Genomic DNA, 26,298 nt, shown 5'->3' on the forward strand with positions numbered 1-26,298 from the left:
CCCACTGCTGCCTCCCGTAGGAGTCTGGGCCGTGTCTCAGTCCCAGTGTGGCCGGTCGCCCTCTCAGGCCGGCTACCCGTCGTCGCCTTGGTAGGCCATCACCCCACCAACAAGCTGATAGGCCGCGAGCCCATCCCAAGCCGAAAAACTTTCCACCAAACACCATGCGGTGCAAGGTCATATCCGGTATTAGCCCCGGTTTCCCGGGGTTATCCCAAAGCCTGGGGCAGGTTGCTCACGTGTTACTCACCCGTTCGCCGCTCGAGTACCCCGAAGGGCCTTTCCGCTCGACTTGCATGTGTTAAGCACGCCGCCAGCGTTCGTCCTGAGCCAGGATCAAACTCTCCAACAAAAATCTTTGTCGAACAGCATCCTGGCAACAAAAGTGTTGCCAAAGGAATCCCAACCAGCAACCATTCCAAAGAACAGCCACCAGTCCGGGGTATAAAACAATTGGCACTGGCTTTACAAGCACCCTGTTGAGTTCTCAAAGAACAACCACACACCAACCAGAAACCCCGCACCGCGGAGCCCCCGTTTGGGGCAACCTCTCCAACCTACTCGGTCTCACGTTCGTCGTCAACCTCGTGTCCGAGGTGATCAACTTGGTTCGACCAGACCCACGCTGACGCTCGCCGTTTCCGGCGTTCGTGGCTCTCGTGGGTTTCGGCGGACCGGCCGGCGTCGCTTTCGCGACCACCCGCCCGGCTCCCTGCCGACTTTCGAACTCTACCCGGTCGGCTTCGCCTTCGCAACTCCATGTCCCGGAGTGTCGAGCACCGCCCGAATCTCAGTCTGGCTCGGCGTCGCCGCCACCAGCCTGGCGCCCGTTCTCGGCCGGTTTGCCCCGGCCTCCCGCGTGCAGAGAGAAAGTTACGCGGACCGGCCGTGGAAGGCAAATCAATGATCGTCATTGCCCGAGCGGAGCGCGCGCAGCCGATGCCGGCCGGAAAGCACCCGCGGAAGGGATCCCCCGGCGGCGGCCCCGTGCCAGAGTGGTCGGCATGGATGACCCGTCCCCGGTCCCGGCCGTCGCCGAGGACGCTCTGCTCGGCCTCCTGCTGCCGTTCTGGCAGTTGGTGATCGGGGCCGTCGTGCTCGCCGTACTGGTGCTGTCGATCAGACGCCTGGCCCGGCGCGGCCCCTCCCGGATGACCACCGCCCTGCTGGTCACTGCGGCGGCGATCGCCGGAATCGCCGCCCTGGGCCTGCTGTTCGGAGGCTGACCGCGGTCAGAGCCGGCGGTTGGCCAGGCTGGGCAGCTCGGCGCGGATCGTCCGCAGCCGCTCCAGGTCGATCTCGGTGACCGCCAGTCCCGGACCGTCGGCGACCTGGCTCAGCACCGTCCCCCACGGGTCCACCACCATGCTCCGGCCGAAGCACGTCCGGCCCGGGTCGTGGTCACCGGTCTGGCCCGCCGCCGCCACGAAGCACTGGTTCTCGATCGCCCGGGCCCGCAGCAGCACCTCCCAGTGGTCCCGCCCGGTGTGCATCATGAACGCGGCCGGCACGACGAGCAGTTCGGCGCCGCCGTCGGTCGCGAGCTGCCGGTACAACTCGGGGAACCGCAGGTCGTAACAGATGGACAGGCCCACCCGCAGGCCCTCGACGTCGACCACCACCGGCTTCTCCCCGGGCGCGACGGTTGCCGACTCCCGGTAGGAGACGCGGCCGGGGATCTCCACGTCGTACAGATGGATCTTGCGGTAGGCGGCGGCGAGCGCGCCCTCGCGGTCGAAGACCAGCGAGGTGTTCCAGGTGTGCGCGGGGTCCGGCCCGGCCTCGTGGAACGAGCCGGCGATCACCCACATGCCGAGCCGCCGGGCGACCGCCGCGAAGAACCGCCCCACCTCGCCGTCGACCGGCTCCGCCGGGGGCATCCGGTCGTCGGGGCCGAGGTAGTCGACGTACTCCGGAAGGAGGGCGAGGTCGGCGCCGGCCGCCGCGGCCCTGACCAGCAGGGCCTCGGCGGCGGCGAGGTTCGCCGCCCGGTCGTCGCGGGCGTTGAGCTGGCAGACGGCGACGCGCATGACCCGAGGGTACGGGCGCAGGCGGGCGCGCGACAGGGCTCAGACGCTGGACAGCACGAGCGCGGCGGCGGCGAAGCCGAGTCCGGCCAGTTGCACCGGCCGGAGCCGTTCCCGGTCGACGGCGAGCGCGAGCAGGACGGTGCTCGCCGGGTAGAGCGAGGCGACGGCGGCCACCACGCTCAGGTGGCCGCGTCCGGCGGCGGCGAGGAAGAGCGCGTTCGCTGCCGAGTCGAGCAGGCCGGCGGCCGCGGCCCAGCCGAGCACCCGCCGCCCGAGGCGCAGGCGAGTGCCGGTACGCGCGGCGAGCGCGACGCCGAACGCGACGGAGCTGACGCGTACCGCCAGAACCGGCCACATGCCAGCGCTCTCGTCGGCCTGGCCGAGCAGCGCGAAGAAGACGCCGAAGAGCAGTCCCGCGGCGAGTGCCATGGCCAGGACGCGGCCGGAAACGCGGCGTGCGGCGCCGCGCTCCCCCAGGCTGACCAGCCCGATGGCGACCACGGCGAGCCCGGCGCCGCCCAGCGCCACGGCGCCCGGGGAATGGGCGAGGACCAGGCCGGCGACGATCGGCACGATCGCCGCCGTGATCGCGGTGACCGGCGCGACGACGGCCATGACGCCGGTGGCCAGCGCGCGGTAGAGCAGCATGACGCCGCCCGCGCCCGCCACCCCGGCCAGCAGCCCCCAGCCCAGGTCGAGGGCGCTCGGGGTGCCGGGCACGACGAGTACGAGCACGACCAGCAGCGGAAGGCTGAGCATCTGCGACACGACGGTGACAGCGATGGGGTCGGCCCATCGGGACGCCTTGCCGCCGGAGAAGTCGGCCGTGCCGAAGGCGAGCGCCGAGACGGCGGCGAGGACAATGGGGAGCACATCGCAGTCGTACCATAATAGTGACCGTGAAGGACAGTGTGATGACCGACGCAAGCGGACGGGTCGGCGCGGTGACCTCAGCGGTCGCCCGGCAGGTACATGAGTTGCGAGCCGCCCGCGGCTGGTCCTTCGAGGAACTGGCCGGCCGGTCCGGCGTCAGCAAGGGCATGCTCGTGCAGATCGAGGGTGCCCGCACCAACCCGAGCATCGGCACGCTCTGCCGGGTCGCCGACGCGTTCGGCGTCAGCATCGCCCGGCTGCTGGAGCCGGCCGAGGAGAGCACGGTACGGGTCAGCGCTGCCGATGACGCGCCGGTGCTGTGGCGCGGCCCGCACGGCGGCCTGGCGCGTCTGCTCAGTGGGCTCGGCGAACCCGACCTGGTCGAGCTGTGGGACTGGCGGATGGAACCCGGAGAGACGTTGCGCTCCCCCGACCACGCCCACGGCACCCGGGAGATCCTGCACGTGCTCGACGGAACCGCGACGGTCACCGTCGACGGCGTCGACCACGAGGTACGCGCCGGCGAGACGGTCGAGTTCCACGCCGACCGGGAGCACGGCTACCGGACGGCCGGCGACGAGCCGGTGCGCCTGATGATGGTGGTGGTCACCCCGTCGGGCGAGTGGGACCGGCGGACCCGTTCACGCGGACCGCGCCCGAGCTGACCCGGGCGCGGTCGCGACGGCGGTCAGGCCGACTTCTCCTCGCGGTCCCGCCGGCGCCGGCCGGTGAACTCGCGGGGCACGATCGTCGGGTTGACGTTCTCCAGCACGACCTCGCGGGTGATCAGCACCCGGGCCGCGTCGGGGTTGCTCGGCACCTCGTACATCACGGAGAGGAGCACCTCTTCCATGATCGCCCGCAGGCCGCGGGCGCCGGTGCCGCGGAGCATGGCCTGATCGGCGATGGCCTCCAGCGCGGGCTGCTCGAACTCCAGCTCGACGCCGTCCAGCTCGAACAGGCGCTGGTACTGCCGGACCAGCGCGTTGCGCGGCTCGGTCAGGATCCGCACCAGCGCGGTGCGGTCGAGGCTGCGCACGTTGGTGATCACCGGAAGCCGGCCGATGAACTCGGGGATCAGCCCGAACTTCAGCATGTCCTCCGGCATGACCTGGCTGAAGATGTCGTCGGTCGACCGCTCGGACACCGACCGGAGCCGGGCGCCGAAGCCGGTGCCGCCGGAGCCGGTGCGGGCCTCGATGATCTGGTCGAGCCCGGCGAACGCGCCACCGCAGATGAACAGCACGTTGGTGGTGTCGATCTGGATGAACTCCTGGTGCGGGTGCTTGCGCCCGCCCTGCGGCGGCACGTTGGCGACAGTGCCTTCGAGCATCTTCAGCAGCGCCTGCTGCACGCCCTCGCCGGAGACGTCACGGGTGATCGAGGGGTTCTCCGACTTGCGGGCGATCTTGTCGACCTCGTCGATGTAGATGATGCCCGTCTCGGCGCGCTTGATGTCGTAGTCGGCGGCCTGGATCAGCTTCAGCAGGATGTTCTCGACGTCCTCGCCGACGTAGCCCGCCTCGGTGAGCGCTGTGGCGTCCGCGATGGCGAACGGGACGTTGAGCATCCGGGCGAGCGTCTGCGCCAGGTGGGTCTTGCCGCAGCCGGTCGGGCCGAGCAGCAGGATGTTGGACTTGGCCAGCTCCACGCCGTCGGTGCCGGAGCCCGGGGCGCCGGCGGCCTCGGCCTGGATCCGCTTGTAGTGGTTGTAGACCGCGACGGCGAGCGCCTTCTTGGCCTGCTCCTGACCCACCACGTAGTTGTCGAGGAACTGGCAGATCTCCATCGGCTTGGGAAGCTCTTCCCACTTCACCTCGCCGGACTCGGCCAGCTCCTCTTCGATGATCTCGTTGCAGAGATCGATGCACTCGTCGCAGATGTAGACGCCAGGGCCCGCGATGAGCTTCTTGACCTGCTTCTGCGACTTGCCGCAGAACGAGCATTTCAGTAGGTCGCCGCCGTCACCGATCCGTGCCACCTACGTTCTCCCTGCACTCATCGGCCGGAACGCCGGCCCTGACCTGCGAGCGCCGGAGCGCCCGTCCGTCCTGTCGTTCCACCATGCTGTCGGCTCCACCGATCCGACCGGCGGAGCGGTACAGACCCGACGTTACCCGGTGGCCGGGTTTTCTCCGACCCCCAAAACCGGTGTGTCAGAGGTCGACCGGGAACGATACCCCGGCCGACCTCCGACCACACGTGGCTCAGCCCGCGGCGTGCGACGCCAGCAGACCCTTCTTGCGGCTGGTCAGGATCGTGTCGACCAGCCCGTACTCCTTGGACTCCTCGGCCGTCATGATCTTGTCACGGTCGATGTCCTTGCGAACCTGCTCGATCGGGCGGTTGCAGTGCCGGGACAGCATGTCCTCCAGCTGCGTCCGCATCCGCAGGATCTCCCGCGCCTGGATCTCGATGTCCGAGCCCTGGCCGTAGCCGCCCTCGGTGGCCGGCTGGTGGATGATGATCCGGGAGTTGGGCAGCGCCATCCGCTTACCCGGGGTGCCCGCGGAGAGCAGCACCGCCGCCGCGCTCGCCGCCTGCCCGAGGCAGACGGTCTGGATGTCCGGGCGGACGTACTGCATGGTGTCGTAGATCGCCGTCATGGCGGTGAAGGAGCCACCGGGCGAGTTGATGTACATGATGATGTCGCGGTCCGGGTCGGTGCCCTCCAGCGTCAGCAGCTGGGCCATCACGTCGTTGGCCGACGCGTCGTCCACCTGCACGCCGAGGAAGATGATCCGGTCCTCGAAGAGCTTGTTGTACGGGTTGGACTCCTTCATCCCGTACGACGTGCGCTCGACGAACGACGGCAGGACGTAGCGGTTGTGCACGGCCGCGAACTGGGGCGGCAGGCTCAGGTCGGTCATCGTCAGCTCCTCGGTCAGCTCAGGGTCCCGGCGCCATCCGGAACCTGCGCGGCCCCGATGATCACCTTGTCGATGAAGCCGTAGTCCATGGCCTCCTGGGCGGTGAACCAACGGTCACGGTCCGAGTCCGCCTCGATCTGCGCCTGGGACTGGCCGGTGTGGAACGCGACCCGCTCCTGGAACATCCGCTTGGTGTAGAGCATCTGCTCGGCCTGGATCGCGATGTCCGACGCGGTGCCGCCGAGGCCACCCGACGGCTGGTGCATCATGATCCGCGCGTGCGGCAGGGCGTAACGCTTGCCCTTGGTGCCGGCGCAGAGCAGCAGCTGGCCCATCGAGGCCGCCATGCCCATCGCCACTGTCGAGACGTCGTTGTCGATGTACTGCATGGTGTCGTAGATCGCCATGCCGGAGTAGACCGAGCCACCCGGCGAGTTGATCCAGAGGAAGATGTCGCGGTCCGGGTCCTCCGCGGCGAGCAGCAGGAGCTGCGCGCAGATGCGGTTGGCCACCTGGTCGTTCACCTCGCTGCCCAGGAAGATGATCCGTTCCTTGAGCAACCGGTTGTAGACCGAGTCGTCGAGGTTGCCAATGGAGTCGCCACCGCGGGCCTCGTTCACCCGGAGCGACTTCTTGGGGATGTGCATGTCGGTCATGGCAGCCCTTCGCTCTCCGTACCGTCCTACCCGACACTAACCGCTCAGCCGGGAGGCGTACTCCCGGTCGGGGCACTGTTCGCTCTCAGCGCAGTCACCCGCACGGCGTACCCCGGAAAGGGTTTCGGCCGCCTCCCGGCGCACAGCGCGGGACGGCGGCCGACACCCCCGACGGTCAGTGCTGGTGGTCGTGCTCGGCCTCGTTCTGGGCCCGCAGCGCGTCGAGGGAGACCTCGTTGCCCGCCGAGTCCTTGATCTTGATCTTCTCCATCACCGCGGCGAGCGCCTTGCCCCGGCGGACGTCGCCGAAGACGGCCGCGGCGGCGCCGGAGCGGACCAGCTGGTCGTAGTACTGCTGCGGGGCCATGCCGGCGCGCTGCGCCCGGTGCACGATCTCGTGGCCGAACTCGTCGTCGGAGACCTGCACGTCCTCGGCGTCGGCCAGCGTGTCCAGCAGGAGCTGGATCTTGACGCCGTCGGTCGCCGCCTCGGTCAGCTCGGCGTCGATCTGCTCCTCGGTCTTCTCCTCCGCCGCGAGGTACTCCTCCAGGGAGGCGCCGATGCGCTCGAGCTGGTCGACCATCGCGGCCTTGCGGCTCTCGACCTCCTCCTTGACGACGCCCTCGGGCGCCGGCACCTCGGCGGCGGCCACCATCTGCTCCAGGGCCTTGTCGCGCGCGGCGTAGATCTGCTCGACCTGCTTGCCCCGGGTGATCCGCTCCCGCAGGTCGCCGCGCAGCTCGTCGATGGTGTCGAACTCGCTGGCCATCTGCGCGAAGTCGTCGTTGAGCTCGGGGAGCTCCTTCTCCTTGACCGTGCGGACGGTCACCGCCACGTCGGCGTCGCGGCCGGCGTAGTCGCCACCGACGAGCTGCGTGGTGAAGGTGGTGCTGTCGCCGGCGGCCAGGCCGACCAGCGCCTCGTCCAGACCCGGCAGGAGCTGCTTGCTGCCCACCTCGTGCGAGATGTTGCTCGCCGAACCGCCCGGGACCTCCTCGCCGTCGACCGTGGCGTTCAGGTCGATCTGCACGAAGTCGCCCTCCTGGGCGGCCCGCTCGACGGTCTTCAGCGTGGCGAAGCGCTCGCGCAGGCTGTTGATCTGCTCGTCGATCTCGCTGTCGGCGATCTCGATCTCGTCGACGGTCACCTCGATGGTGGCCGGGTCCGGCAGGGTGATCTCCGGCCGGACGTCCACCTCGGCGGTGAAGTTGAGCGAGTCGCCGTCGTTGAACTCCGTGATGTCGACCTCGGGACGGCCCAGCGTCTTCAGGTCGTGCTCCCGGACCGCGGCGAGGATGTTCTGCGGGATGGCCTCCTGGATCGCCTCGTTGAGGACGGTCCCCCGGCCCACCCGCTGGTCGATCACCGCGCTGGGAACCTTGCCCCGGCGGAAGCCGGGAACCTGGACCTGCTGGCCGATCTCCCGGTACGCCTTCTTGAGGCTCGGCTCGAGCTCGACGAACGGCACCTCGATGGCGAGCCGCACGCGCGTCGGGCTCAGAGTCTCGACGGTGCTCTTCACAGGCGTACTCCTTGACGGATCTGGGTGTTGATTCTGGGGCGTGATTGCGCGCATCGAGTGTAGGCGAGCCGGCCGACGGCATCGGCAGGGCCCGGGCACCGCGCGGAAAAAACCGGCGGTTCCCGGGACGATCCGGTCGCGAACGACAGTCGGGGTGGCGGGATTTGAACCCACGGCCCCTCGCTCCCAAAGCGAGTGCGCTACCAAGCTGCGCCACACCCCGTGGCGACGAAGAGTGTATGCCGTCCGGTCCCCCGCGCGGGTGACCGGGGCGCGGCGCGGCGGTCGGCGGGCCGCCGCCGGGCCGCCGCCGCGCCGCCGCCGGGCCGCCAGTTCGGGGAAGTGGCTGGGTCCGAGGGCCCGGGAAGGCGCCACCTCGCCGAGGTGGTGTGGATCTTGACGGTCCGCGGCGAGCGCGGGGTATGCGCTTCGCGGCGCCAACCCGGATTGGGTACGCTGTCGGCGCGCCCTGCTGTGGTGGGGCGCTCGCGGGCGTAGCTCAATGGCAGAGCTTCAGTCTTCCAAACTGACGGTGCGGGTTCGATTCCCGTCGCCCGCTCCACCCACGAAGGCCCAGGCAGACCGCATGATTGCGGCACCTGGGCCTTTCGCTTGCGTGGGGCGGATCTTGCGACCATCCGCAGCCCCCGGTCGACAGCGACGGGTTTCGTTACCGATCCGGTCAGCATTCCTGCGCACCGATCTCCGGACACCGGGCAGAGCGTCATGACCGCTACGCGCAGGAGGCCGCTGGGCGTACTCGAACTGTCAGCACTACCGAACATCGGCGAGGAGCACTGGGTCCACCGGATGCGGCAGTCCGGGCTGGCGGACCTCATGCCGTCGCTGCGGGACACCGTCTGGGTCGGGCTGAGCGCCGTCGAGGTCGTCTCCGAGGGGCAGTGGAGGTGGTTCCCCGCGTGAGCACCCGCCCATGCCGCGATCAGCGCGCCGCGTACCCCAGGTCGGTCGCCGGCAGGCGGCGCCGCAGCCAGGTGACGACGAGTTCGTCGAAGCCCGGCGCCCGCTCGGCAGGGGTGTAGCGACCCTCCTTCACCTGCGCGGGTCCGTCGCCCGTGTAGACGCGGATGCTGTGGTCGGCGCCGGGGAAGACCACAGTCGTGTGATCGGCGTGGCCCGCGTCGTCGAGGGCGCTGCTGATCGCGCGGACACTCGCCTCCACCGGCACGAGCAGGTCGTCCGCGCCGAAGATCGCCAGCAGCGGGCAGCGCAGGGCCGCCAGTGCCGGGGCGGGGTCGTAGTCCGCGATGCCCGCGATGAACGCGATGGACTCGGGTGTCGTCCCGGCGAGCATCGGATACCAGGGGGCGCCGTGCCAGTGCGCCTGCGCGGCGTGCACGCGTGCCGGGTCGTCGCCCGACCGGACCCGCCGGATCTGGTCGCGTAGCAGGAGAAGCGCCTGCTGGATGTCCGTGTCACTGAAGCCCTCCGCCGCGAGTTGGTGGCGGAGCCGGTACTCCTCCTGGATCCGTACGCTCACGCCCGGACCCGACACCGTCACCACCGCCGCGATCCCGTCGTCAGCGGCCGCCGCGAGGTGAGCCACCCAGCCGCCCTGGCTGCCGCCGATCAGCGCGACCGCGCCGGACAGCACGTCCGCGCGGCTCCGCACGGCCCGGACCGCTGCCACGGTCTCGTCGGCGCGGTCGGTCATGGTCTGACGGGTCCAGTCACCCGTTGACGCTCCGGAACCGGGCTTGTCGTAGGCCAGGCTCGCGAAGCCGGCTGCGGCCAGCCTCGTCTGCCACGACCCCTGGTCGCGGCCACCAGGACCGGAACCCTCGACGAAGACCACCGCCGGGTACGGCCCCGGCCAGGGCGGCCGGACGAAGTCGCCGACCAGCTCGTTCCCGTCGTCGAGGAACGAGAACTCCGCGGTCACCGGCTCGAACAACACCCCGCCGACCGTACGGGGTGCCTGCCACCCGCCCGCGTCCTCAGGCGACGGTGACGGGCCAGCCGTACGGCCGGCGGGTCTCCCGCCATCTCGTGCCCGTTCCGAACGCCTGGCTGTGAAGCAGCTCAGTCGCGTCGACCTTGGTCAGCAGCGCCGGAGCGAGCCCCCGGTCAGATGGGCCACACCGGCTCGGCGAGCCGCCATCTCCACCCGATCGGCGCCGATGGCCTAGTAGTGGTCCTCGATCGGCCGGCGCGCCTCGTCGAACAGCGCCGGTCCGTCGTACCGCACCGGGCGCGGTGCCGGGGTGGCCGGTTTGACCTGCTCGAACTGCTCGGTGGACAGCGCGTACACGACCCGGCCGAGGCCTGATGCGTTGATCGCCACAGTGCACATCGGGCAGGGCTGGCAGCTGGTGTACATGGTGGTGGCGACCGCCGCCTCGGGGGCGAGCTGCCGGGCGGCCCAGCGGGCCAGCTTCAGCTCCGGGTGCGCGGTGACGTCCCGTTCGGAGACCACCGTGTTGTGGTCCTCGATCAGGACGGCACCGTCCGCGCCGACCAGCAGCGACGCGAACGGCCGCTCGCCGGACGCGCCGGCCCGGTCGGCGAGTTCCACGGCGCGGCGCAGGAACGCTTCGTCGTCGGGGGTCATCGGCTCTCCTGGTGGTCAGTCGGCGGCGATCTGCTCGACGGATCGGGCGGCGACGGCGCGCAGGACCGGGTCACCGCTGCGGGCGTACGCATCGCTCAGGGTGTCGATGAATTTGATCGCGTGCGCGTCCCCGGTGTCCAGCGCACGCGCCATGGCCTCGCCGAGTTCCGGCCCGGCGGCCGGTGGGAGGGCACGAGCCTCGACCGGGGCGTAGGCGGCGGTGACGGCGGCGGTCGCCGCCCAGGCGGCCGCCAGACTCGGCCGCCAGAGCGCCGGCGGCAGGGCCGGCAGCGTCCGCAGCACGGCGTTCGGCGCGGTCGCCGCGTGTACGAGCATGACCGGGGCGGCGTACCCGTGGGTGCCGTGCCGCTGCACGGCGGCGTCGACGACCGCCGCGAGCCGGGTGGGCGCGTCGTCGGCCGCCTCGCCGGGCACCGCCGCCGCCACCGCCGGCCACCGGGTCAGGTCGGCCAGTTGCGCCAGGCGGGACCGGATGCCGAACCGCTGGTCGGGTACGCGCGGCACCGCGTCGAGCGCGGACCGCGCGTCTGTCACCGGGTACGGTCCGGTGCCTGGCGGCGCGAGTGGCTGCCAGCGGGCGGCCCAGTAGGCGAGCCCGTGGCCGAGTTCGGTGACCCGCGGTCCGGTCTCGGCGTCGAGCAGGGCGCGTACGGCGTGGCCGACCCGGATGGCGCCATGCGTGGCGCCGGCGGCGATGCCCGGCAACAGGCGCGGCCACCACCGGGCCAGCACGTCGCGCCACGGCTCGCCGGCCAGCTCTCGGTCGAAGAAGTCGAGCCAGTCGCCGCTACGCACCGGGTCGCCGAGCGGGTCGCGCCACTCCGCGGGTGCGATACGCCGGATGCCGCGCGGGCGTTCCTCCAGCCGGTCGGCGTACGCGTCGATCCAGCGGTGCACCGCCCGCCCGTGGCCGTGGCGCACCAGCGCCTCCGCGGCCATCGGCACGTGGTTGGACAGCCACCCGTCGCGCTCGGGACCGGTGTGGCGTACGCGCTCGTACGCCTCGTCGAGTACGGAGTTCAGCACGTCGGCAAGCGTCCGACCTGAAGTCCGGTTGACGTCAAGCGGCGCGGAACCGGCGGGGATCGGACGACGTCGAAGCGGCCATGAGACTTCGTGCCCTGCTTGTCGTCGCCCTGGCAGCTCTCGGCCTCGTCGTCGTCATGTCACCCCCGAAACCCGCGTGGGCGTGCTCGTGCGTCGGGTCCACCACCGAACAGGACGCCAACGCCGACAGCACCGTCGTCGGCACCGTCTCGCAGGTGACCGACAGGGCGATCCGGCTCACCGTCGAGTCCGTCGAGAAGGGCGGCGCCCAGGTCGGGAACAGCCTCACGCTGCGCGTCTCGCCCGGCGAGGCCGCCTGCGGCTACGCCTTCCGCCTCGGCACCCGGTACCGGGTGAACTCGTATGGTGGCGCCACCGGCGTGTGCGCCGGAATCCGCGAGCTGTCGAGCCCGGCGGCGGCCACCACGCCGTCCGTCGCCACGGCTGAGCGGACGCGGGCCGCGGGACCGCCTGCCTGGTGGATCGTCGGCGGCGTGACGGTGGCGGCGCTCGCCGCCGCCGGGCTGGTGGTGGCGGCCAGGCGGCGGACCGGACGCGGACAGCCCTGACGGCCGGTCAGGACAGGCGGCGGCGGATCCGCGCCATGTCCTCCTCGGGCAGCGCGTCGGCCACCAGCAGCCGGGGCAACAGCTCCGTCTCCAGCGTCGTGGCCCGGAACACCAGCGCCACCGTCACGTCGTGGCCGGGCCGGTGCACGACCTCGACCGGGTCTCCGGCCCCGACGCTGCCCGGCGTGACCACCCGCAGGTACGCCCCGGGCCGTACCTCCTCGGTGAACCGCTTGATCCAGCCGCGTTCGCCCAGCCACCCCTGGAACGTCCCGCAGGGGATGCGCGGGCAGGTGACCTCCAGCACCAGGTCCGGGCCGATCCGCCACCGCTCGCCGATCAGCGCGCCGTTGACGTCCAGCCCGCTGGTGGTCAGGTTCTCGCCGAAGCTGCCGTCGGCGAGCGGGCGGCCCAGCTCGGCCTCCCAGTGGTCGAGGTCCTCCCGCGCGTACGCGTAGACCGCCTGGTCGGTGCCGCCGTGGTGGGCCACGTCGTAGACCCGGTCGCCGGCCAGCCCGACATCGCCGGTGCCCTTCGGTCCGGGCGCGGTGACGGCGACCCGGCCGTCCACGGGCCGCTTGTCGATGCCGGTGGCCCCGATGCCCTTCCACGGGTTCGGTTGCGGTCGGCCCACGTTTACGGAGATCACCCTCATGACGGCGACGGTATGCGGCGCAGGGCCGGACGGGCCAGTCCATTCCCCCGGGCCGGGTGAACGGCGAGGCGGCGTGGCCTGCGTACGATGCGGGCCGGACATCCTCGTCGGGTGGTGGAGGTAGCCGCGGATGGCAGGCCAGCAGGACGGTTTCGCCCTCGGCGTGGACCTCGGGACCTCGAACACCGTGGCGGTGCTGCGCTGGCCGGACGGGCGGACCCGGCCGGTGCTCGTCGACGGCCATCCGATCCTGCCGTCCGGCGTGTACGCCGACGCGGACGGTCACCTGCACGTCGGGCGGGACGCGCAGCGCCTGGCGCAGGCCGACCCGGCCGGCTACGAGCCGAACCCGAAGCGCCGGGTCGACGAGGAGACCGTCGAGCTGGGTGGGCGGGCGTACCGGCCGGCGGAGCTGCTGGCCGCGACGCTGCGCGCGGTCGCGGACGCGGCGGTGGCGGCGGTCGGGATGCTGCCCCCGGCGGTGGTCACCCACCCGGCGGCCTGGACGCCGGCCCGCCGTCAGGTGCTGCACGACGCGCTGGAACTCGCCGGCTGGCCGGCCGCGGCCGAGCACACGCTGGCCGGGCCGATCGCGCCCGGCACCCGCCTGCTGCGCGAGCCGGTGGCCGCGGCGCGCTACTTCACGCAGGTGCTGCGCCGGCCGGTGCCGGTGGGCGGTTCGGTGGCGGTGTTCGACTTCGGCGGCGGCACGCTCGACGTGGCGGTGCTGCGCAACGAGGGCGCCGACCCGTGGGGCGACTCCGGCTTCCAGCTGGTCGCCACCGGCGGGATTCCCGACCTCGGCGGCCTGGACCTGGACGCGGCCCTGCTCGGGCGGCTCGGCGAGCTGGTCGGCCCGGCCCACCCGCGTGAGTGGGCCCGGCTGACCGAGGCGACGACGACCGCCGAGCGGCGGGACCGCCAGCAGCTCTGGGACAACGTGCGCGGCGCGAAGGAGATGCTGTCCCGGGCCATGGTGGCGCCGGTGGCCGTACCGGGGGTGGAGGCGGCGGTGCCGCTGCCCCGGGAGGACTTCGAACGCCTCGCCGCGCCGCTGCTGGCCCGGGCGGTGACGGAGACCCGGGAGGTGACCGCCGCCGCCGGGCTGCGACCGGAGCAGCTCAGCGGCCTGTTCCTGGTCGGCGGGTCGACCCGGGTGCCGCTGGTGGCCCGGCTGCTGCACGCCGAGCTGGGCATCGCGCCGACGGTGCTGGAGCAGCCGGAGATGCCGGTCGCCGAGGGCGCGCTCACCGACCTGCCGCTGCCCCGCCGGTCCGGCCGCCCGGCCGCGCCGGTCCAGCTGGCGTCCGCCCAGCCCGCGCCCACGCAGCCCGAACCGACAGGGCCCGCGCCGGGCGGGACCGACGCCGGCACGGCGAGCGCCGCCACGGTCCCCGCCGGTGCGACCAGGACGAACCCGACCGCGCCGCTCGGCGGTACGGACGCGGCCTCCGCCGGACCGCACGGCACGCTGGTCGCCGACGGGCCCGTCCCGCAGACCCCCGCCACCAGGTACGACGGCACGCCGCTCGCCGGAGGTCCGGTCCCGCACCCGAGGTACGACGGCACTCCGGGCGTCCCCGGTTTCGTGCCGCCGGGGGCAGCGCCCGCCGCGCACCACGCCGGACCCGGCGTACCCGGGATGCCACCGCCCGGCGGTGGATGGCCGCCGGCGGGGCCCGGTCCCGGCGTACCCGGGGCGCCTTTCTCCCCCGCTCCGGGCGGTGTCCGGCCCGGCGGCGGCCGGCCCCGGCGCGGCCGGTGGATCGCGCTCGGCGCGGGTCTCGTGGTCGTCGCCGTGGCGGCGTCGGTGCTGCTCTGGGTGTTCCGGGACCGGCACCCGGCGCTGGACTTCCACACCGCCGAGCTGGTGAGGACGGTGGCCGCCGGTGACACGCGGCCGGGCCAGATGTTCACCGCGACGCTCGGGGAGCGCGCCTACCTGGCCCGTTCGCTGCCCGACGACCACCTCCACGTGACGGCCGTCGAGGCGGCCACCGGCAGGACGGTCTGGGAGAAGCGGACCGACGCGGCCACGCAGCGGTGGGCGGGGATCCGGGCGCTGCCCGACGGGCTGCTCGTCCTCGGCGACGCCACCGGCAGCGGCACTCCGCGCGTGCTCGCGGTGCTCGACGGCGATTCCGGCGAGCAGCGCTGGCGGACCGACGTGGGCCGCGACGACGCGCTGTTCTTCGGGGCCGACACGCTGGTCCGGGTGGACCGCGCCGGCGAGCGCCTGGTCGGGCTGCGGATGGACGACGGCCGGCAGCGGTGGGAGCGGCGCAACCCGCGCACCGAGTACGGCGACGCCCGTACGAAGGTGCTGCCGGTCGGCACCGGCGCGGCGCTGGACGGGCCCGGTGACGCCGAGGGCTCGCCGCTCGCCCCGTGGGCGGGGAAGGCGGACCGGCTGGTGCAGGTCGGCGCGGACCGCTCGGTCCGGGTCCTGGACCTGCGCAGCGGAAAGGTCCTCAAGGACCGGGGCAACGTGGCCGGCCTCGACGACCCGATGGCCGCCCGCGACGACCGGCTGTACGTGGCGGAGGACGACCGTGGCCTGCGGCTGCTCTCCTACGACCTGGGCAGCCTCGGCACGCCCGGCGTGCTGTACGAGGCGCCGGAGCAGGGCGGCCGGGTGAAGGATCTGGTCACCTGCGGGGAACGTCGCGTGTGCCTGCTGGAGACGCCCGCCGGCGGCGCCGACGGCACCCGGGTGGTGGCGGCGACCGAGGGTGAGGGCAACCGGCAGTGGCCGGCGCCGGGCGCCGAGTCGCTGGTGCCGGTCGGTGAGCACGTGCTGGCCGTGCAGGGCTCGCCGGACGCGGTGACGCTGTTCGCGCCGGACGGCACGGCGAAGGTGCTGCGGGACCGGGACGGGTTCGCGGTCCGGCTGGACGCCGGCAACCTGCTGATCTTCTCCGAGGCGCCGAGCGCGTACGAGGACGACCGGGTCCTCGCCGGCACGGCGGTGGACGGCAAGCCGGTCGAGATGGGGCAGCTCAAGCAGATCCGCAGCGAGTCCTGCTCGTGGAACACCGAGATGCTGGTGTGCGGCGCGGAGAAGGAGTTCCGGTTGTACCGGTTCGCCGGCTGACCGGAAGTGAGCTTGACAGCGATCGATGCCTCGGCTGGTGTGAACGGCAGAGAGATCGACGTTCGTCAGGAGGCCCCGTGTTCGTCCGACGACGGTGGACCGCGCTCGCCACCACCAGCATCCTGATCGCCGCTGTCCTGTCCCATCCCGGCCCCGGCGCCGCCGCGCCGGCCGCCCCCGCGCTCACCCTCGCCCCCACCGAGACCGCGCTGGTCCGCGTGCAGCTCGCCGACCGGGCGCAGCTCGACCGCCTGGTCGCCGGCGGCGCGGACCTGGCCAACCGTCCCCGCTCGCGGGACGGCAAGCTGATCGCCGACCTGGTCCTCACCGGCCGGCAGCTCGCCGACCTCACCCGGCAGGGCGCGACCGCCCTGCAGGTCGTACAGCGGGCCGACGACGGCACCCGGCGGATCGCCGAGAGCCGCCGCGCCGCCCAGGAGCGCACCCGCGCCGGGCTGCGCGCGAGCGGCGCCGCCGCTGTCGACACGCTCCAGTTCCTCCAGGCGTACTGGTGGACCACCGGCGGGCGGACGTTCGTCCAGGCGCAGGTCGCCACCACCGCCAGCGACGACCCCGACGTGGAGATCACCGTCACCTGGCGTACCGCCGACGGCGCCACCGGCTCGTTCCCGCTGTACCGCTTCGAGGACTCGGGCGAATACCAGTACCACTACGCGCTGCCGCAGCCGGCGCCCGGCCGGCCCGTGCAGTTCACCGCCACGTCCAGCCTGGGCGGGACGAGCCGGCCGGTCACGCCGTCGCTCTGGCCGAACGCCTCCCCGCCGCCGCAGCCGGCCGGCTACCAGAAGGACTTCATCGACGCGTACCTGACGCCGGTGGACATCAAGGCGCGCATCGCCCGGCTCGGCCGCCAGTACCGCGACCTGGTCGACGTGATCGACCTGCCGAACAAGACGCAGGGCTACCGCCGCAACGCCGCCGCCTACCTGGGTGACCCGGCGGCCGCCGCCGTGGTGGTGGAGTCGGTCCGCTTCGGCGACCAGGGCATGAACGGCGTGCAGGTACGCACCGTCGACCCGGGCCGGCCGAACCGGCCGCTGAGCATGCGCTACCGGGACCGGGTGCTCACGATTTCGCTGGCCACCGACCGGGCGGGCAAGGTGACGAGCACCACCGACGACGTGGCCGCCCTGATCAACGCGCCGCGCGGCGCCCGCTTCCGGGCCACTGTGGAGGAGGGCTCGGCCGGGCTGCCGATGCCGGTCACCGGGCCGGTACGCCTCGACGACGGGTTGCAGGGCACCGAGGTGCCGGCCCGGCCGTGGACGGTGCAGGCACTGCGCATCGGCAAACACCGTGACGGCTCCCGGATCGGCGTGCTGGCGTACTCGCAGGAGCACGCCCGCGAGTGGGCCACCCCGCTCGTCACGCTGGAGTTCGCCGAGCGGCTGCTCGCCAACGCCCGCACCGACGCGGCGACCCGCAAGCTGCTGGAGCAGGTGGACGTGTTCGTCATCCCGACGGTGAACCCGGACGGCGCGAACTACTCGTTCCACGACTACAACTTCCAGCGCAAGAACCTGGTCAACCACTGCGCCGGTGAAGCGCGGGACCCGAAGTACCGGAACATGTGGGGCGTCGACGTCAACCGCAACTACACGGTCGGATCCCTGTTCGACGGGTACGTGGGCGCGAGCACGAACTGCCTGGCCGGCAACTACGCGGGCACGGCGGAGCTGTCCGAGCCGGAGAGCCGCAACGTGATCGACCTGGCCAAGGCGCACCCGAACATCAAGTTCGCGATGAACGTGCACTCGTACGGCGGCTACTTCATGTGGCCGCCCGGGGCGTACAAGGCCGACGGGCGGGTGACGCTGCCGCGCCCGTCGATCGACGAGTCTACGCTGTTCCTGGCCAGCGCCCGGCGCATCGTCGGGGCCATCGCGGCCGAGCGCGGCACCGTCACCTGGCCGTCGCAGACCGGCCCGGTCGCCGACGTGCTCTACTCGGCGGCCGGCAACTCGGCCGACCAGCTCTACTACGAGCTGGGCATCTTCGCCTGGGACTTCGAGGTCGGCAACGACAGGTGGAACGAGGCCACCGGCCAGTGGGAGGGCGTCGGTTTCCAGCCGCCGTTCGACGAGGCGCACGGCGAGGCGCAGGAGTACGCCGGCGGCCTGGTGGAGCTGGTCCGCGTCGCCCGCGACTACGCGGCGAGCAACCCGGTCCGGCGCTGAGGGCAGGCGGTCCCCGGCCGGTGGAAGTCCGGCCGGGGACCGCGTCAGCCCTGCCCGTCCCGGTCCGCGGCGCCGAGGTCGCGGAAGACGGTGAGCGCGCCCGCGTCGTCGATGGTCGCCGGGACCGGCTCGTCGCGCCCCTCGACCAGGCCCCGCATGGTGCGCCGCAGGATCTTCCCGGAACGGGTCTTGGGCAGCGCCGGCACCACAGTCACCCGGCGGAACGCGGCCACCGGGCCGATCCGCTGCCGGACCAGCGCGACCAGTTCGGCGGCGAGCGCGTCCGGGTCCACGTCGGCGCCGGCCTTGAGCACCACGTACCCGCTGGGCACCTGCCCCTTCAGCGCGTCGGCCACGCCGATCACCGCGCACTCGGCCACCGCCGGGTGCGTCGCCAGGACCTCCTCCATCGCGCCGGTGGACAGGCGGTGCCCGGCCACGTTTATGACGTCGTCGGTGCGGCCCATCACGTACAGGTAGCCGTCCTCGTCGAACCGGCCGCCGTCACCGGTCAGGTAGTGACCGGGGAACGTCGACAGGTAGGAGCGGACGAACCGCTCGTCGTCACCCCAGAGCGTGGGCAGGCAGCCGGGCGGCAGCGGCAGCCGGATCACGATCGAGCCGTCCGTGCCGGGCGGCACGTCCCGGCCCGCGCCGTCGACCACGCGCACGTCGTAGCCGGGCACCGGCACCGTCGGCGACCCCGGCTTGATCGGCAGCGGCTCCAGGCCGCGCGGGTTGGCCGCCACCGGCCAGCCGGTCTCCGTCTGCCACCAGTTGTCGACCACGGGTACGCCGAGCCGCTGCCCCGCCCAGGCCCAGGTGTCCGGGTCCAGCCGCTCACCGGCGAGGAAGAGGGTACGCAGCGCGCTCAGGTCGTACCGGTCGATGTGCGCGCCGTCCGGGTCCTGGCGGCGGATCGCCCGGATCGCGGTGGGCGCGGTGAACAGGGCCGCCACCCGGTGCTCGGCGGCGACCCGCCAGAACGCCCCGGCGTCGGGGGTGCCGACCGGCTTGCCCTCGTAGAGCACGGTGGTCGCGCCGGTGAGCAGCGGCGCGTACACGATGTAGGAGTGGCCGACCACCCAGCCCACGTCGGAGGCGGCCCAGAAGACCTCGCCCGGCTCGATGCCGTAGACGTTGCGCATCGACCAGCGCAACGCCACCGCGTGCCCGCCGTTGTCCCGCACCACGCCCTTGGGCCGGCCGGTGGTGCCGGAGGTGTAGAGGACGTAGAGCGGGTCCGTGGCGGCCACCGGCTCGCACGACGCCGGTTCCGCGTCCGCCATCACCTCGGCCCAGGTCAGGTCGCGGCCCGGCACCAGCGGCGCCGGTTCCTGCGGGCGCTGCACCACCACGCACCGCTCCGGCGCGTGCCCGGCCTCGTCCAGCGCGGCGGCCAGGATCGGGTGGTACGGCACCACCCGGTCGGCCTCGATGCCGCAGGAGGTCGCCACCACCACCTTCGGCCGCGCGTCGTCGATCCGGACGGCCAGCTCGTGCGCGGCGAAGCCGCCGAATACCACCGAGTGCACCGCGCCGATCCGGGCGCAGGCCAGCATGGCGATCACCGCCTCCGGGACCATCGCCAGGTAGAGCAGCACCCGGTCGCCCCGGCCGACGCCGAGCCGGCGCAGCGCACCGGCGAACCGGGCGGTCTCGGCGAGCAGTTCGGCGTAGGTGAGCGTGCGGACCGTGCCGGTCACCGGGCTGTCGTGGATCAACGCGGGCTGGTCGCCACGCCCTGCGGCGACGTGCCGGTCCAGCGCGTTGTGACAGGTGTTCAGCACCCCGTCGGGGAACCAGCGGTACAGCGGCGCCGCCTCCTCGTCGAGGATGTGCTCCGGCGGGATGACCCAGTCGATGTCGGCCGACGCGTCCCGCCAGAAACCGGCCGGGTCGGCGATGCTCCGCTCGTACGCTGATCGATACGCGCCCATACCGTCATGCTGCGCCGCGGCGCACCGCCGACACGACGGCCGGACGGGTCCGGTGCGCCGGAAGCACGGCCCGGCTCGCTGAACGGCCGCTCACGGCGGTGGGCGGTGGCCGCTCAGCCCAACGGGCGACGGATGAAGCCCGTGGGGCGGGGTAACCCAGCACGGTCCTGGTGGAGAGACGACCGGTGTCGCGGCGTACCGCGGCCGGGCACGCGGGCGGGCGGCGCGAATGCCGCCCGCCCGCGCATCCCGGGGCAAACCGAGTTTGATCGACGACGGCTGTCGACTAGCGTGCGCAGGCGTGAAAACCAATCGGATCTTGCCGATCCTCCTGACCTGTGCCGTGCTGGGGCTCGCCGCGTGCGGCGACGAGAAGCCCTCGACCACGGCCGGGCCGGCGGCCACCTCGGCCTCCGCCGCCCCCTCGTCGGCTGCCCCCTCGCCGTCGGCGGCCGCCGTGAGCGACAAGGAACTCTGCACCGCCGCAGAGAAGATCAACAAGGACATGCGGGCGAAGCTCATGACCGCCGTGCAGTCGGGCGGCGACCTGACGAAGCAGACCGGCGCGATCCTGACCGAGCTCGGTGACCGGGTGACCCAGCTCGCCGGGACCGCCGGCGACGGCAAGACGGCCACCGCCCTGAAGGAGTTCGCCGCGGAGGCCGCCAAGGCGGGCTCAGCCGCCGACCCGGGCACCGCCGCCGACAACCCCGCCATGGAGAAGGCCAGCAAGGACATCAACGCCGCCTGCAAGACGGCCGGCGCACCGACCACCTTCTGACGCCGACGCCCCTGTCGTCCGTCCGGCGCGCGCCGGACGGACGACAGTCACCTAGACGCCGGTCACCCAGTTCCAGGCGGAGACCACCCACTCGGTCTGCTGCAGGTACGCCACCCCCACGCCGACCAGGAACAACGCGGTGACCAGGTGAGCACCCTTGGCGCTGCGGCGCACCCGGCCGAGCTGCCGTTCCAGGATCAGCCGGCCCAGCAGCCGGGCCAGCGCGAACAGGCCGACCGCGGTGAGCAGGCTGAGCACGAACGTGAGCAGCGGCGCGATCAGGTTGCCCCGCCCGGAGATCGCCCAGATGCCCCAGCAGACGAACGCGAACAGGGCCCCGGCGGCGCTCAGCTCCCCGCCCTTGCGGGCCTGGGCGAGATGCCAGCTCATCGGCCGGCGCGGCGCCGGCTCACCGGCCCAGTCGCCGTGCTGCTCGACGGTGGGGAACTGCTCGGTGCGGGGCGTACGCCGCGTGCGCGGCTGACCGACCGCCGCCACCCCGCGCTGGAACGCGTCCCGCTGCGGGGGCACCACCCCCGGCTGGGGCGGCACCTCCACGGTGCGCTCGGCCCACGGCTGTGTCTCGTCCGCCATCCTCGTCCTCCCCCTCGGCCGATCCCGGCCTCGCTTCCGAGGGTAGCCAGCCCGCAAATAGGGTGCCGACCCCCATCGCGGTGCGATACACACGTGCCGTGACTGACGTGCTGGTATCCCGAGCTGAGGACTTCGACGACATCGCGGCGCTGCTGGCGCTGGCCTTCCACGGCGATCTGGACCCCGACGTGCAGGCGCTCGAACGCCCGATCTTCGAGCCGGACCGGTCGTTACTGGTCCGCGACGGCGGAACGATCGTGGCAAACGCCGCCGCGTTCAGCCGCGAACTGGCCGTACCCGGCGCGAACGTGCCGGCCGCGCACGTGACGATGGTCGCTGTCGCGCCGACGCACCGGCGGCGCGGCCTGCTCACCGCGCTGATGCACCGCCAGCTGCGGGACGTCCGCGACGCCGGCCGGGAACCGATCGCGGTGCTCTGGGCCAGCGAGGGCCGCATCTATCCCCGCTTCGGCTACGGGTCGGCGGCACCGCGGTACATGCTGTCCGTGGACACCACGGGGCTGCGCCTGCCCGCCCCGGCGCCCGCCGAGGGCAGGCTGCGTCTGGACCGTCCGGAGGCGCGCCGGGACGAGCTGGCCCGGCTGTACGAGCAGGCGCGCGCCGACCGCCCCGGCTGGTCCCGCCGCGACGAGCGCTGGTGGTCGTACCTGCTGGCGGACCTCAAGGCGCACCGGGGCGGCGCCACCGAACGCCGGGTGCTGCTGCACGAGGGCCCCGGCGGGCTCGACGGGTACGCGCTCTACCGGACGAAGGACAGCTCGACGGCCACCGGCCCGCAGGCCGAGACGCAGGTCGGCGAGGTGGTGGCGCTGACGCCGGAGGCGTACACGGCGCTGTGGCGCCTGCTGCTCTCGGTCGACCTGACCCGGCGGCTGTCGTTCCCGATCGCGGCCCTGGACGAGCCGCTGCTGCGGCTGGTGGACGAACCCCGCCAGCTCTCCCCGCATCTCGCCGACGCGCTCTGGGTGCGGGTGGTGGACGTGCCGGCCGCGCTCGCCGCCCGGCGCTACGCCGCTGACGTGGACGTGGTGATCGAGGTCACCGACGAGCTGCTGAAGGAGAACACCGGCCGCTGGCGGCTGATCGGCGGCCCGGACGGGGCGGAGTGCACGCCCACCACCGCACCGGCCGGGCTGGCGTGTGACGTACGCGCGCTCGGTGAGCTGTACCTCGGCGGCGCGAACCCGTACGCGCTGGCCGCCGCCGGCCGCGTCCGGGAGTTGCTCCCGGACACGCTGACCGCGCTGACGCCCGCCTTCACCTGGTACCGCGCCCCCTCCCCCATGGAGGTCTTCTGACCGCCCGCCCCGCCCGTTTTCCCCGTCGATCATGAAGTTGGCGGCGTGAACCGTCCGTTTCGTCCCGGCCAACTTCATGATCGCGCGGGCGCGGACGCGGGCGCGACCCCGGGCGCGGGTGGGTCGGGGGCGGTACGGTCGGGGGATGGGTGAGGCGGAGCGACGGCGACGGCGGCTACGGCATCACGGCGAGGCCGGCGCCCCGGCCGACAGCGCCGACGGCACCACGGCCAGCACCGCCCCCGTACACGACGACGTGACGCCCCGGGCCCCGCGCGGCGGCCGGCCGGGCGAGCCGGAGCCGCGCGGACGCCGCGCCGCCCCGACCGCCGAGGAGGGCGAGCGCGGGCTGCGCGGGCTGGTCGGCTCCGGCTCGTCGCAGGTGAGCGTCACCGCCGCGCTGCGGGCACGGGACGCCGCCCGCCCCACCGACGACGATCTCGCCGCGGCGGAGGAGCGGGTGGTGCTGATCCGGCGCAACTGGGTGCCCCGCGAGGAGCTGCCCCGCAACGGGCGGTGAGCCCGGCGGCGTCCGGTCAGGCGGGCAGCTCGGGCAGCTTGCGGCTCTGCTCGTAGGCGGCCACCTGCTCGATGCGCCGGCTGTGCCGGGGGTTGCCGGAGAACGGCGTGGTCAGGAACGCCTCGACCAGCGCGGTCGCCTCGTCCAGCGTGTGCTGCCGGGCGCCGATCGCGACGACGTTGGCGTCGTTGTGCTCGCGGGCCAGCTGGGCGGTCTCCACGTTCCAGGCCAGCGCCGCCCGGACGCCGGCGACCTTGTTCGCGGCGATCTGCTCGCCGTTGCCGGAGCCGCCGATGACCACGCCGAGGCTGCCCGGGTCACCGACCACCCGGTCGCCGGTGTGCAGGCAGAACGCCGGGTAGTCGTCGTCCGGGTCGAAGGCGTGCGGACCCACGTCCACCACCTCGTAGCCCTGCTTGGCCAGGTGGTTGGCGAGGTGCACCTTCAACTCGAAACCGGCGTGGTCGGATCCCAGGTAGACGCGCATACCGCGCAGTCTGACAGGCCCGCCCCCGGGCCGGCGAACCGGCGGCGACCCGGAGGCGGTACGTCACACGGTCAGTGCGGCAGCTCGGCCACGACCAAACCGGCCCGCGCCTTCGGGGTGAACCAGGTGCTCTTGCGGGGCATCTTCTCCCGGGCCAGGTTCACCGCGACGAAGTCGTCGACGGTCACCGGCGCGACGAGCACCGCCAGCTCGGCCCGGCCGGCGTCGACCTCACCGACGAGCCAGCTCGCCGGATAGTCGCCGCCCACGTACGTGATGCGCTTGTCGCCCGGGTCGAGGCCCAGCGCGTCGCGCAGCAGCAGACGCTCGACGAGCGCGTGGTCGAGGTTCTCCAGCCGGCCCGCGCCGACGTGCGGCAGCGTCACCGCGTACCCCCGGCCGCCGAGGTAGAGGCGCACGACGCCGCCGGTGGCCGGCACGTCGACCGGCCCGTCCACCGGGGTGATCTCCGCGCCCGCCGCGCGCAGCCGGTCGAGCAGCTCCTCCGGCGTGGTGGTCAGCTCGCTGACCAGCCGGTTGTAGGGCTGGATCGCGACCGACGCGGGCGTGGTGACCACCGCGAGGAAACGCGGGAACCCGCCGGTCTGCGCGGCCAGGCTGCGGTGGTTGCCGTCCGCGACCACCAGCTCCCCGCCGCCTGCGAGCGTGGTCAGCTCGTCCTGCGCCGGGCCCGGGCCGAGCAGCCAGATGGCGTGCGTGCGACCGGACTGGTCGACGTCGGTCGCCGCGGGCGCGCCGGCCGCGTCGGTCGCCGCCGCGAGCGCGGCGTGCAGCTCGTCGCCCTTGCCGGTCTGGAGCAGCAGTACGGGCGACAGCAGGTGACCGAGCGCCTCGGCCAGCGCGACGCGCTCGCGCACCTTGGCGATGAACACGTCCTCGTTGCGGATCACCAGGCCCGGCTCGTCGGCGCGGGTGGAGATCTGGTCGGTGTCGACCATGGCCCACAGCCCGTACGCGCTCTCCTCGCCCGGCGCGCTGATCCGGTAGAGCACCACCACCTGCTCGGCCGGCGTGTAGCTGCCGTCCGCCTTCGCCTCGGCCAGGCGCGCCACCGCGTCCGGCAGCGCGTCGAGGAAGGACTTCCCGAGACTGCCGGGCGCCCGGTGGGGCATCTCGATGCCCAGGGCGCTGTGCGGATTCGCCTCGACGATGGAGGTGATCTCCGCGTCGTCGGCGAACTCGTCGTAGTTCTGCGCGCCGGTGCCGCCAGTGGTGATCCAGGCCCGGTTGATCGGATGCACGACCGTCATGTCCGCTGACGCTACCCGGGCCCCGATCGCCCGCGCCGCCGGACTCACCCCCTTACCACCAGGTGAAAGGAAGGGCCCCCTGTTAACGCCTCCGGTAGAGGAAGGGCCCCTTCTTAACACCGGGAGGGCGGCTCAGGCGGTGGGGTTACGGTGCCGGCCCGGAACCGGACGGCGAGCCGGGGCGGCGGGGCGGGAGCCGGCGTTGAGGCGTACCGTCGTCGCGCCCGCGGCGGCGCCGGTACGCGACGGCGCCCGCCCGGGCCGGACGGTCTCGGCCGGCGGCGTCATCCGCGACGTGGCCACCACCCGGGCCACGCCGACCACGATCGGCGGGGCCAGCAGGTCGGCCACCTCGGCCGGGCCGGCCGGCCAGGCGCTCTCGGTCACCGACCAGTACGTCGCACCGGAGTCCTCGGTCGCCGGCTGCGGCGCGTCGTCGGACATGCGGCGGTGCTTAGCCATGGGAACGCCTCCAGGAGCTGCCGTGGTGCGGCCCCGCGTGGGCCGTCGGCTGGGACATCCGGTGAAACGAGCCCCGCACCGGCCCGGTGACGGGCGGGTGCGGGGCTCGGGGCGCGCTGCGGGTGTTAACAAGGGGCCCTTCCGCTGCCGGAGGCGTTAAGAAGGGGCCCTTCCTTACCCCTCAGTCGAAGATGGGGCCCTGCTCGCGGGTGCGCTTGAGCTCGTAGAACCCGGGGGTGGCGGAGACCAGCAGCACGCCGTCCCAGAGCCGGCCGGCCGCCTCGCCCTTGGGCGCCGGGGTGATCACCGGGCCGAAGAAGGCGACCTGCCCGCCGTCCGGGCCCGGCGCGTGGATCACGGGCGTACCCACCTCGGTGCCGACCGGCCGCATGCCCGCCTCGTGGCTGGCCCGCAGCGCGTCGTCGTACTGGGTGGACTCGGCGGCGTCGGCGAGCGCCGGGTCCAGACCGACGTCGGTGAGCGCGCCGACCAGCATGTCGCGGCCCAGTTCCTCCTTGCCGAGGTGGATCCGGGTGCCCATCGCGGTGTAGAGCTTCGCCAGCGTCTCGGCGCCGTGCGCCTGCTCGACGGCGATGCACACCCGCACCGGACCCCAGCCCTTGACCATCAGGTCCTGGTACTCCTCCGGCAGGTCCCGGCCCTCGTTGAGCACGGACAGGCTCATCACATGGAACCGGATGTCCACGTCCCGGACCTGCTCGACCTCGAGCAGCCAGCGGGAGGTGATCCAGGCCCACGGGCACAGCGGGTCGAACCACATGTCCGCGGTGACACGTTCGGTCACGGTGTCATCCCT

Annotated in this window: 24 protein-coding genes, 2 tRNA genes, 1 rRNA gene and 1 pseudogene; 10 read left to right on the top strand and 18 right to left on the bottom strand. The window is 72.9% G+C overall.

What is annotated here, in order from left to right; all coding sequences use genetic code 11:
* Positions 1-352: ribosomal RNA gene (locus A4R25_RS27895) — 16S ribosomal RNA — on the bottom strand; the annotation flags it as partial.
* A 652-nt stretch (positions 353-1,004) separates the two neighbouring features.
* Here A4R25_RS27895 and A4R25_RS27900 point away from each other — a divergent pair.
* On the top strand, positions 1,005-1,226 hold the full coding sequence (locus A4R25_RS27900) for a hypothetical protein (RefSeq protein WP_013288029.1): 222 nt from the start codon (positions 1,005-1,007) through the stop codon (positions 1,224-1,226).
* Between the two features lie 6 nt (positions 1,227-1,232).
* On the opposite strand, the gene A4R25_RS27905 is transcribed toward A4R25_RS27900, so the two are convergent.
* Both A4R25_RS27905 and A4R25_RS27910 read right to left on the bottom strand, forming a co-directional pair.
* Entirely contained in the window at positions 1,233-2,030 is a 798-nt protein-coding gene (locus tag A4R25_RS27905) for a carbon-nitrogen hydrolase family protein (protein WP_064448628.1), read from the bottom strand.
* A 39-nt stretch (positions 2,031-2,069) separates the two neighbouring features.
* On the bottom strand, positions 2,070-2,903 hold the full coding sequence (locus A4R25_RS27910; RefSeq protein WP_064448629.1) for an EamA family transporter: 834 nt from the start codon (positions 2,901-2,903) through the stop codon (positions 2,070-2,072).
* A gap of 41 nt (positions 2,904-2,944) precedes the next feature.
* On the opposite strand from A4R25_RS27910, the gene A4R25_RS27915 reads away from it, so the two are divergent.
* Positions 2,945-3,568 carry a helix-turn-helix domain-containing protein gene (locus tag A4R25_RS27915; RefSeq protein WP_064448675.1) on the top strand — a complete coding sequence of 208 codons (624 nt, stop codon included), beginning with the start codon at positions 2,945-2,947 and terminating at the stop codon, positions 3,566-3,568.
* Between the two features lie 23 nt (positions 3,569-3,591).
* On the opposite strand, the gene clpX is transcribed toward A4R25_RS27915, so the two are convergent.
* The 5 genes from clpX to A4R25_RS27940 form a co-directional block, all read right to left on the bottom strand.
* On the bottom strand, positions 3,592-4,884 hold the full coding sequence (clpX, locus tag A4R25_RS27920; protein WP_018786885.1) for an ATP-dependent Clp protease ATP-binding subunit ClpX: 1,293 nt from the start codon (positions 4,882-4,884) through the stop codon (positions 3,592-3,594).
* 226 nt (positions 4,885-5,110) lie between these two features.
* A complete protein-coding gene (locus A4R25_RS27925) occupies positions 5,111-5,773 on the bottom strand; it encodes an ATP-dependent Clp protease proteolytic subunit (RefSeq protein ID WP_013288034.1) in 663 nt (220 codons plus the stop codon).
* Positions 5,774-5,787: 14 nt separating this feature from the next.
* A complete protein-coding gene (locus tag A4R25_RS27930) occupies positions 5,788-6,429 on the bottom strand; it encodes an ATP-dependent Clp protease proteolytic subunit (protein ID WP_013288035.1) in 642 nt (213 codons plus the stop codon).
* A 175-nt stretch (positions 6,430-6,604) separates the two neighbouring features.
* Positions 6,605-7,951 (bottom strand): trigger factor, encoded by a 1,347-nt coding sequence (gene tig / locus A4R25_RS27935; protein WP_043328957.1) that lies wholly within the window; start codon positions 7,949-7,951, stop codon positions 6,605-6,607.
* 149 nt (positions 7,952-8,100) lie between these two features.
* Positions 8,101-8,174, bottom strand: a tRNA-Pro gene (locus A4R25_RS27940).
* Positions 8,175-8,439: 265 nt separating this feature from the next.
* Here A4R25_RS27940 and A4R25_RS27945 point away from each other — a divergent pair.
* Positions 8,440-8,513, top strand: a tRNA-Gly gene (locus A4R25_RS27945).
* Between the two features lie 164 nt (positions 8,514-8,677).
* On the top strand, positions 8,678-8,875 hold the full coding sequence (locus A4R25_RS27950) for a hypothetical protein (RefSeq protein ID WP_064448630.1): 198 nt from the start codon (positions 8,678-8,680) through the stop codon (positions 8,873-8,875).
* Positions 8,876-8,894: 19 nt separating this feature from the next.
* Here the strand turns inward: A4R25_RS27950 and A4R25_RS27955 are convergent, their stop codons facing one another.
* From A4R25_RS27955 to A4R25_RS27965, 3 genes are all read right to left on the bottom strand, one after another.
* On the bottom strand, positions 8,895-9,869 hold the full coding sequence (locus A4R25_RS27955) for a S9 family peptidase (protein WP_064448631.1): 975 nt from the start codon (positions 9,867-9,869) through the stop codon (positions 8,895-8,897).
* Between the two features lie 228 nt (positions 9,870-10,097).
* Positions 10,098-10,523 (bottom strand): nucleoside deaminase, encoded by a 426-nt coding sequence (locus A4R25_RS27960; RefSeq protein WP_064448632.1) that lies wholly within the window; start codon positions 10,521-10,523, stop codon positions 10,098-10,100.
* Positions 10,524-10,538: 15 nt separating this feature from the next.
* A complete protein-coding gene (locus A4R25_RS27965) occupies positions 10,539-11,567 on the bottom strand; it encodes a questin oxidase family protein (RefSeq protein ID WP_373888021.1) in 1,029 nt (342 codons plus the stop codon).
* Positions 11,568-11,650: 83 nt separating this feature from the next.
* Here A4R25_RS27965 and A4R25_RS27970 point away from each other — a divergent pair, with 83 nt between their 5' ends.
* Positions 11,651-12,160 (top strand): hypothetical protein, encoded by a 510-nt coding sequence (locus A4R25_RS27970; RefSeq protein ID WP_064448634.1) that lies wholly within the window; start codon positions 11,651-11,653, stop codon positions 12,158-12,160.
* Between the two features lie 7 nt (positions 12,161-12,167).
* On the opposite strand, the gene A4R25_RS27975 is transcribed toward A4R25_RS27970, so the two are convergent.
* Positions 12,168-12,815 (bottom strand): MOSC domain-containing protein, encoded by a 648-nt coding sequence (locus A4R25_RS27975; protein WP_043328945.1) that lies wholly within the window; start codon positions 12,813-12,815, stop codon positions 12,168-12,170.
* 130 nt (positions 12,816-12,945) lie between these two features.
* Here A4R25_RS27975 and A4R25_RS27980 point away from each other — a divergent pair, with 130 nt between their 5' ends.
* The gene (locus A4R25_RS27980) at positions 12,946-15,909 is read left to right on the top strand and encodes an Hsp70 family protein (RefSeq protein WP_064448635.1); all 2,964 of its coding nucleotides are present in this window, start codon (positions 12,946-12,948) and stop codon (positions 15,907-15,909) included.
* A gap of 77 nt (positions 15,910-15,986) precedes the next feature.
* The gene (locus tag A4R25_RS27985; RefSeq protein ID WP_064448636.1) at positions 15,987-18,107 is read left to right on the top strand and encodes a M14 family zinc carboxypeptidase; all 2,121 of its coding nucleotides are present in this window, start codon (positions 15,987-15,989) and stop codon (positions 18,105-18,107) included.
* A 44-nt stretch (positions 18,108-18,151) separates the two neighbouring features.
* Here A4R25_RS27985 and A4R25_RS27990 read toward each other — a convergent pair.
* A pseudogene (locus tag A4R25_RS27990) lies at positions 18,152-20,113 on the bottom strand (propionyl-CoA synthetase); the annotation flags it as partial.
* Positions 20,114-20,348: 235 nt separating this feature from the next.
* On the opposite strand from A4R25_RS27990, the gene A4R25_RS27995 reads away from it, so the two are divergent.
* Positions 20,349-20,828, top strand: a complete 480-nt coding sequence (locus A4R25_RS27995; protein ID WP_064448638.1) for a hypothetical protein — start codon at positions 20,349-20,351, stop codon at positions 20,826-20,828.
* A gap of 51 nt (positions 20,829-20,879) precedes the next feature.
* Here A4R25_RS27995 and A4R25_RS28000 read toward each other — a convergent pair whose 3' ends face one another.
* Positions 20,880-21,422, bottom strand: coding sequence for a hypothetical protein (locus tag A4R25_RS28000; RefSeq protein ID WP_064448639.1), 543 nt, complete (start codon positions 21,420-21,422; stop codon positions 20,880-20,882).
* 98 nt (positions 21,423-21,520) lie between these two features.
* On the opposite strand from A4R25_RS28000, the gene A4R25_RS28005 reads away from it, so the two are divergent.
* Positions 21,521-22,741 (top strand): GNAT family N-acetyltransferase, encoded by a 1,221-nt coding sequence (locus A4R25_RS28005; protein WP_231915656.1) that lies wholly within the window; start codon positions 21,521-21,523, stop codon positions 22,739-22,741.
* 145 nt (positions 22,742-22,886) lie between these two features.
* On the top strand, positions 22,887-23,261 hold the full coding sequence (locus A4R25_RS28010; protein ID WP_043328934.1) for a hypothetical protein: 375 nt from the start codon (positions 22,887-22,889) through the stop codon (positions 23,259-23,261).
* Between the two features lie 16 nt (positions 23,262-23,277).
* On the opposite strand, the gene A4R25_RS28015 is transcribed toward A4R25_RS28010, so the two are convergent.
* From A4R25_RS28015 to A4R25_RS28030, 4 genes are all read right to left on the bottom strand, one after another.
* A complete protein-coding gene (locus tag A4R25_RS28015; RefSeq protein WP_043328932.1) occupies positions 23,278-23,748 on the bottom strand; it encodes a ribose-5-phosphate isomerase in 471 nt (156 codons plus the stop codon).
* Between the two features lie 71 nt (positions 23,749-23,819).
* Positions 23,820-25,019 (bottom strand): DUF1015 family protein, encoded by a 1,200-nt coding sequence (locus A4R25_RS28020; protein ID WP_064448641.1) that lies wholly within the window; start codon positions 25,017-25,019, stop codon positions 23,820-23,822.
* Positions 25,020-25,151: 132 nt separating this feature from the next.
* Complete coding sequence (locus A4R25_RS28025; RefSeq protein WP_231915657.1) at positions 25,152-25,463, bottom strand: hypothetical protein; 312 nt, start codon at positions 25,461-25,463, stop codon at positions 25,152-25,154.
* 199 nt (positions 25,464-25,662) lie between these two features.
* Positions 25,663-26,286 (bottom strand): DSBA oxidoreductase, encoded by a 624-nt coding sequence (locus tag A4R25_RS28030; protein ID WP_043328926.1) that lies wholly within the window; start codon positions 26,284-26,286, stop codon positions 25,663-25,665.
* Positions 26,287-26,298 lie beyond the last annotated feature (12 nt).

It is taken from the genome of Micromonospora sp. NBRC 110037 (assembly GCF_001652995.1).
GTDB classification, from domain to species: domain Bacteria; phylum Actinomycetota; class Actinomycetes; order Mycobacteriales; family Micromonosporaceae; genus Micromonospora; species Micromonospora chalcea.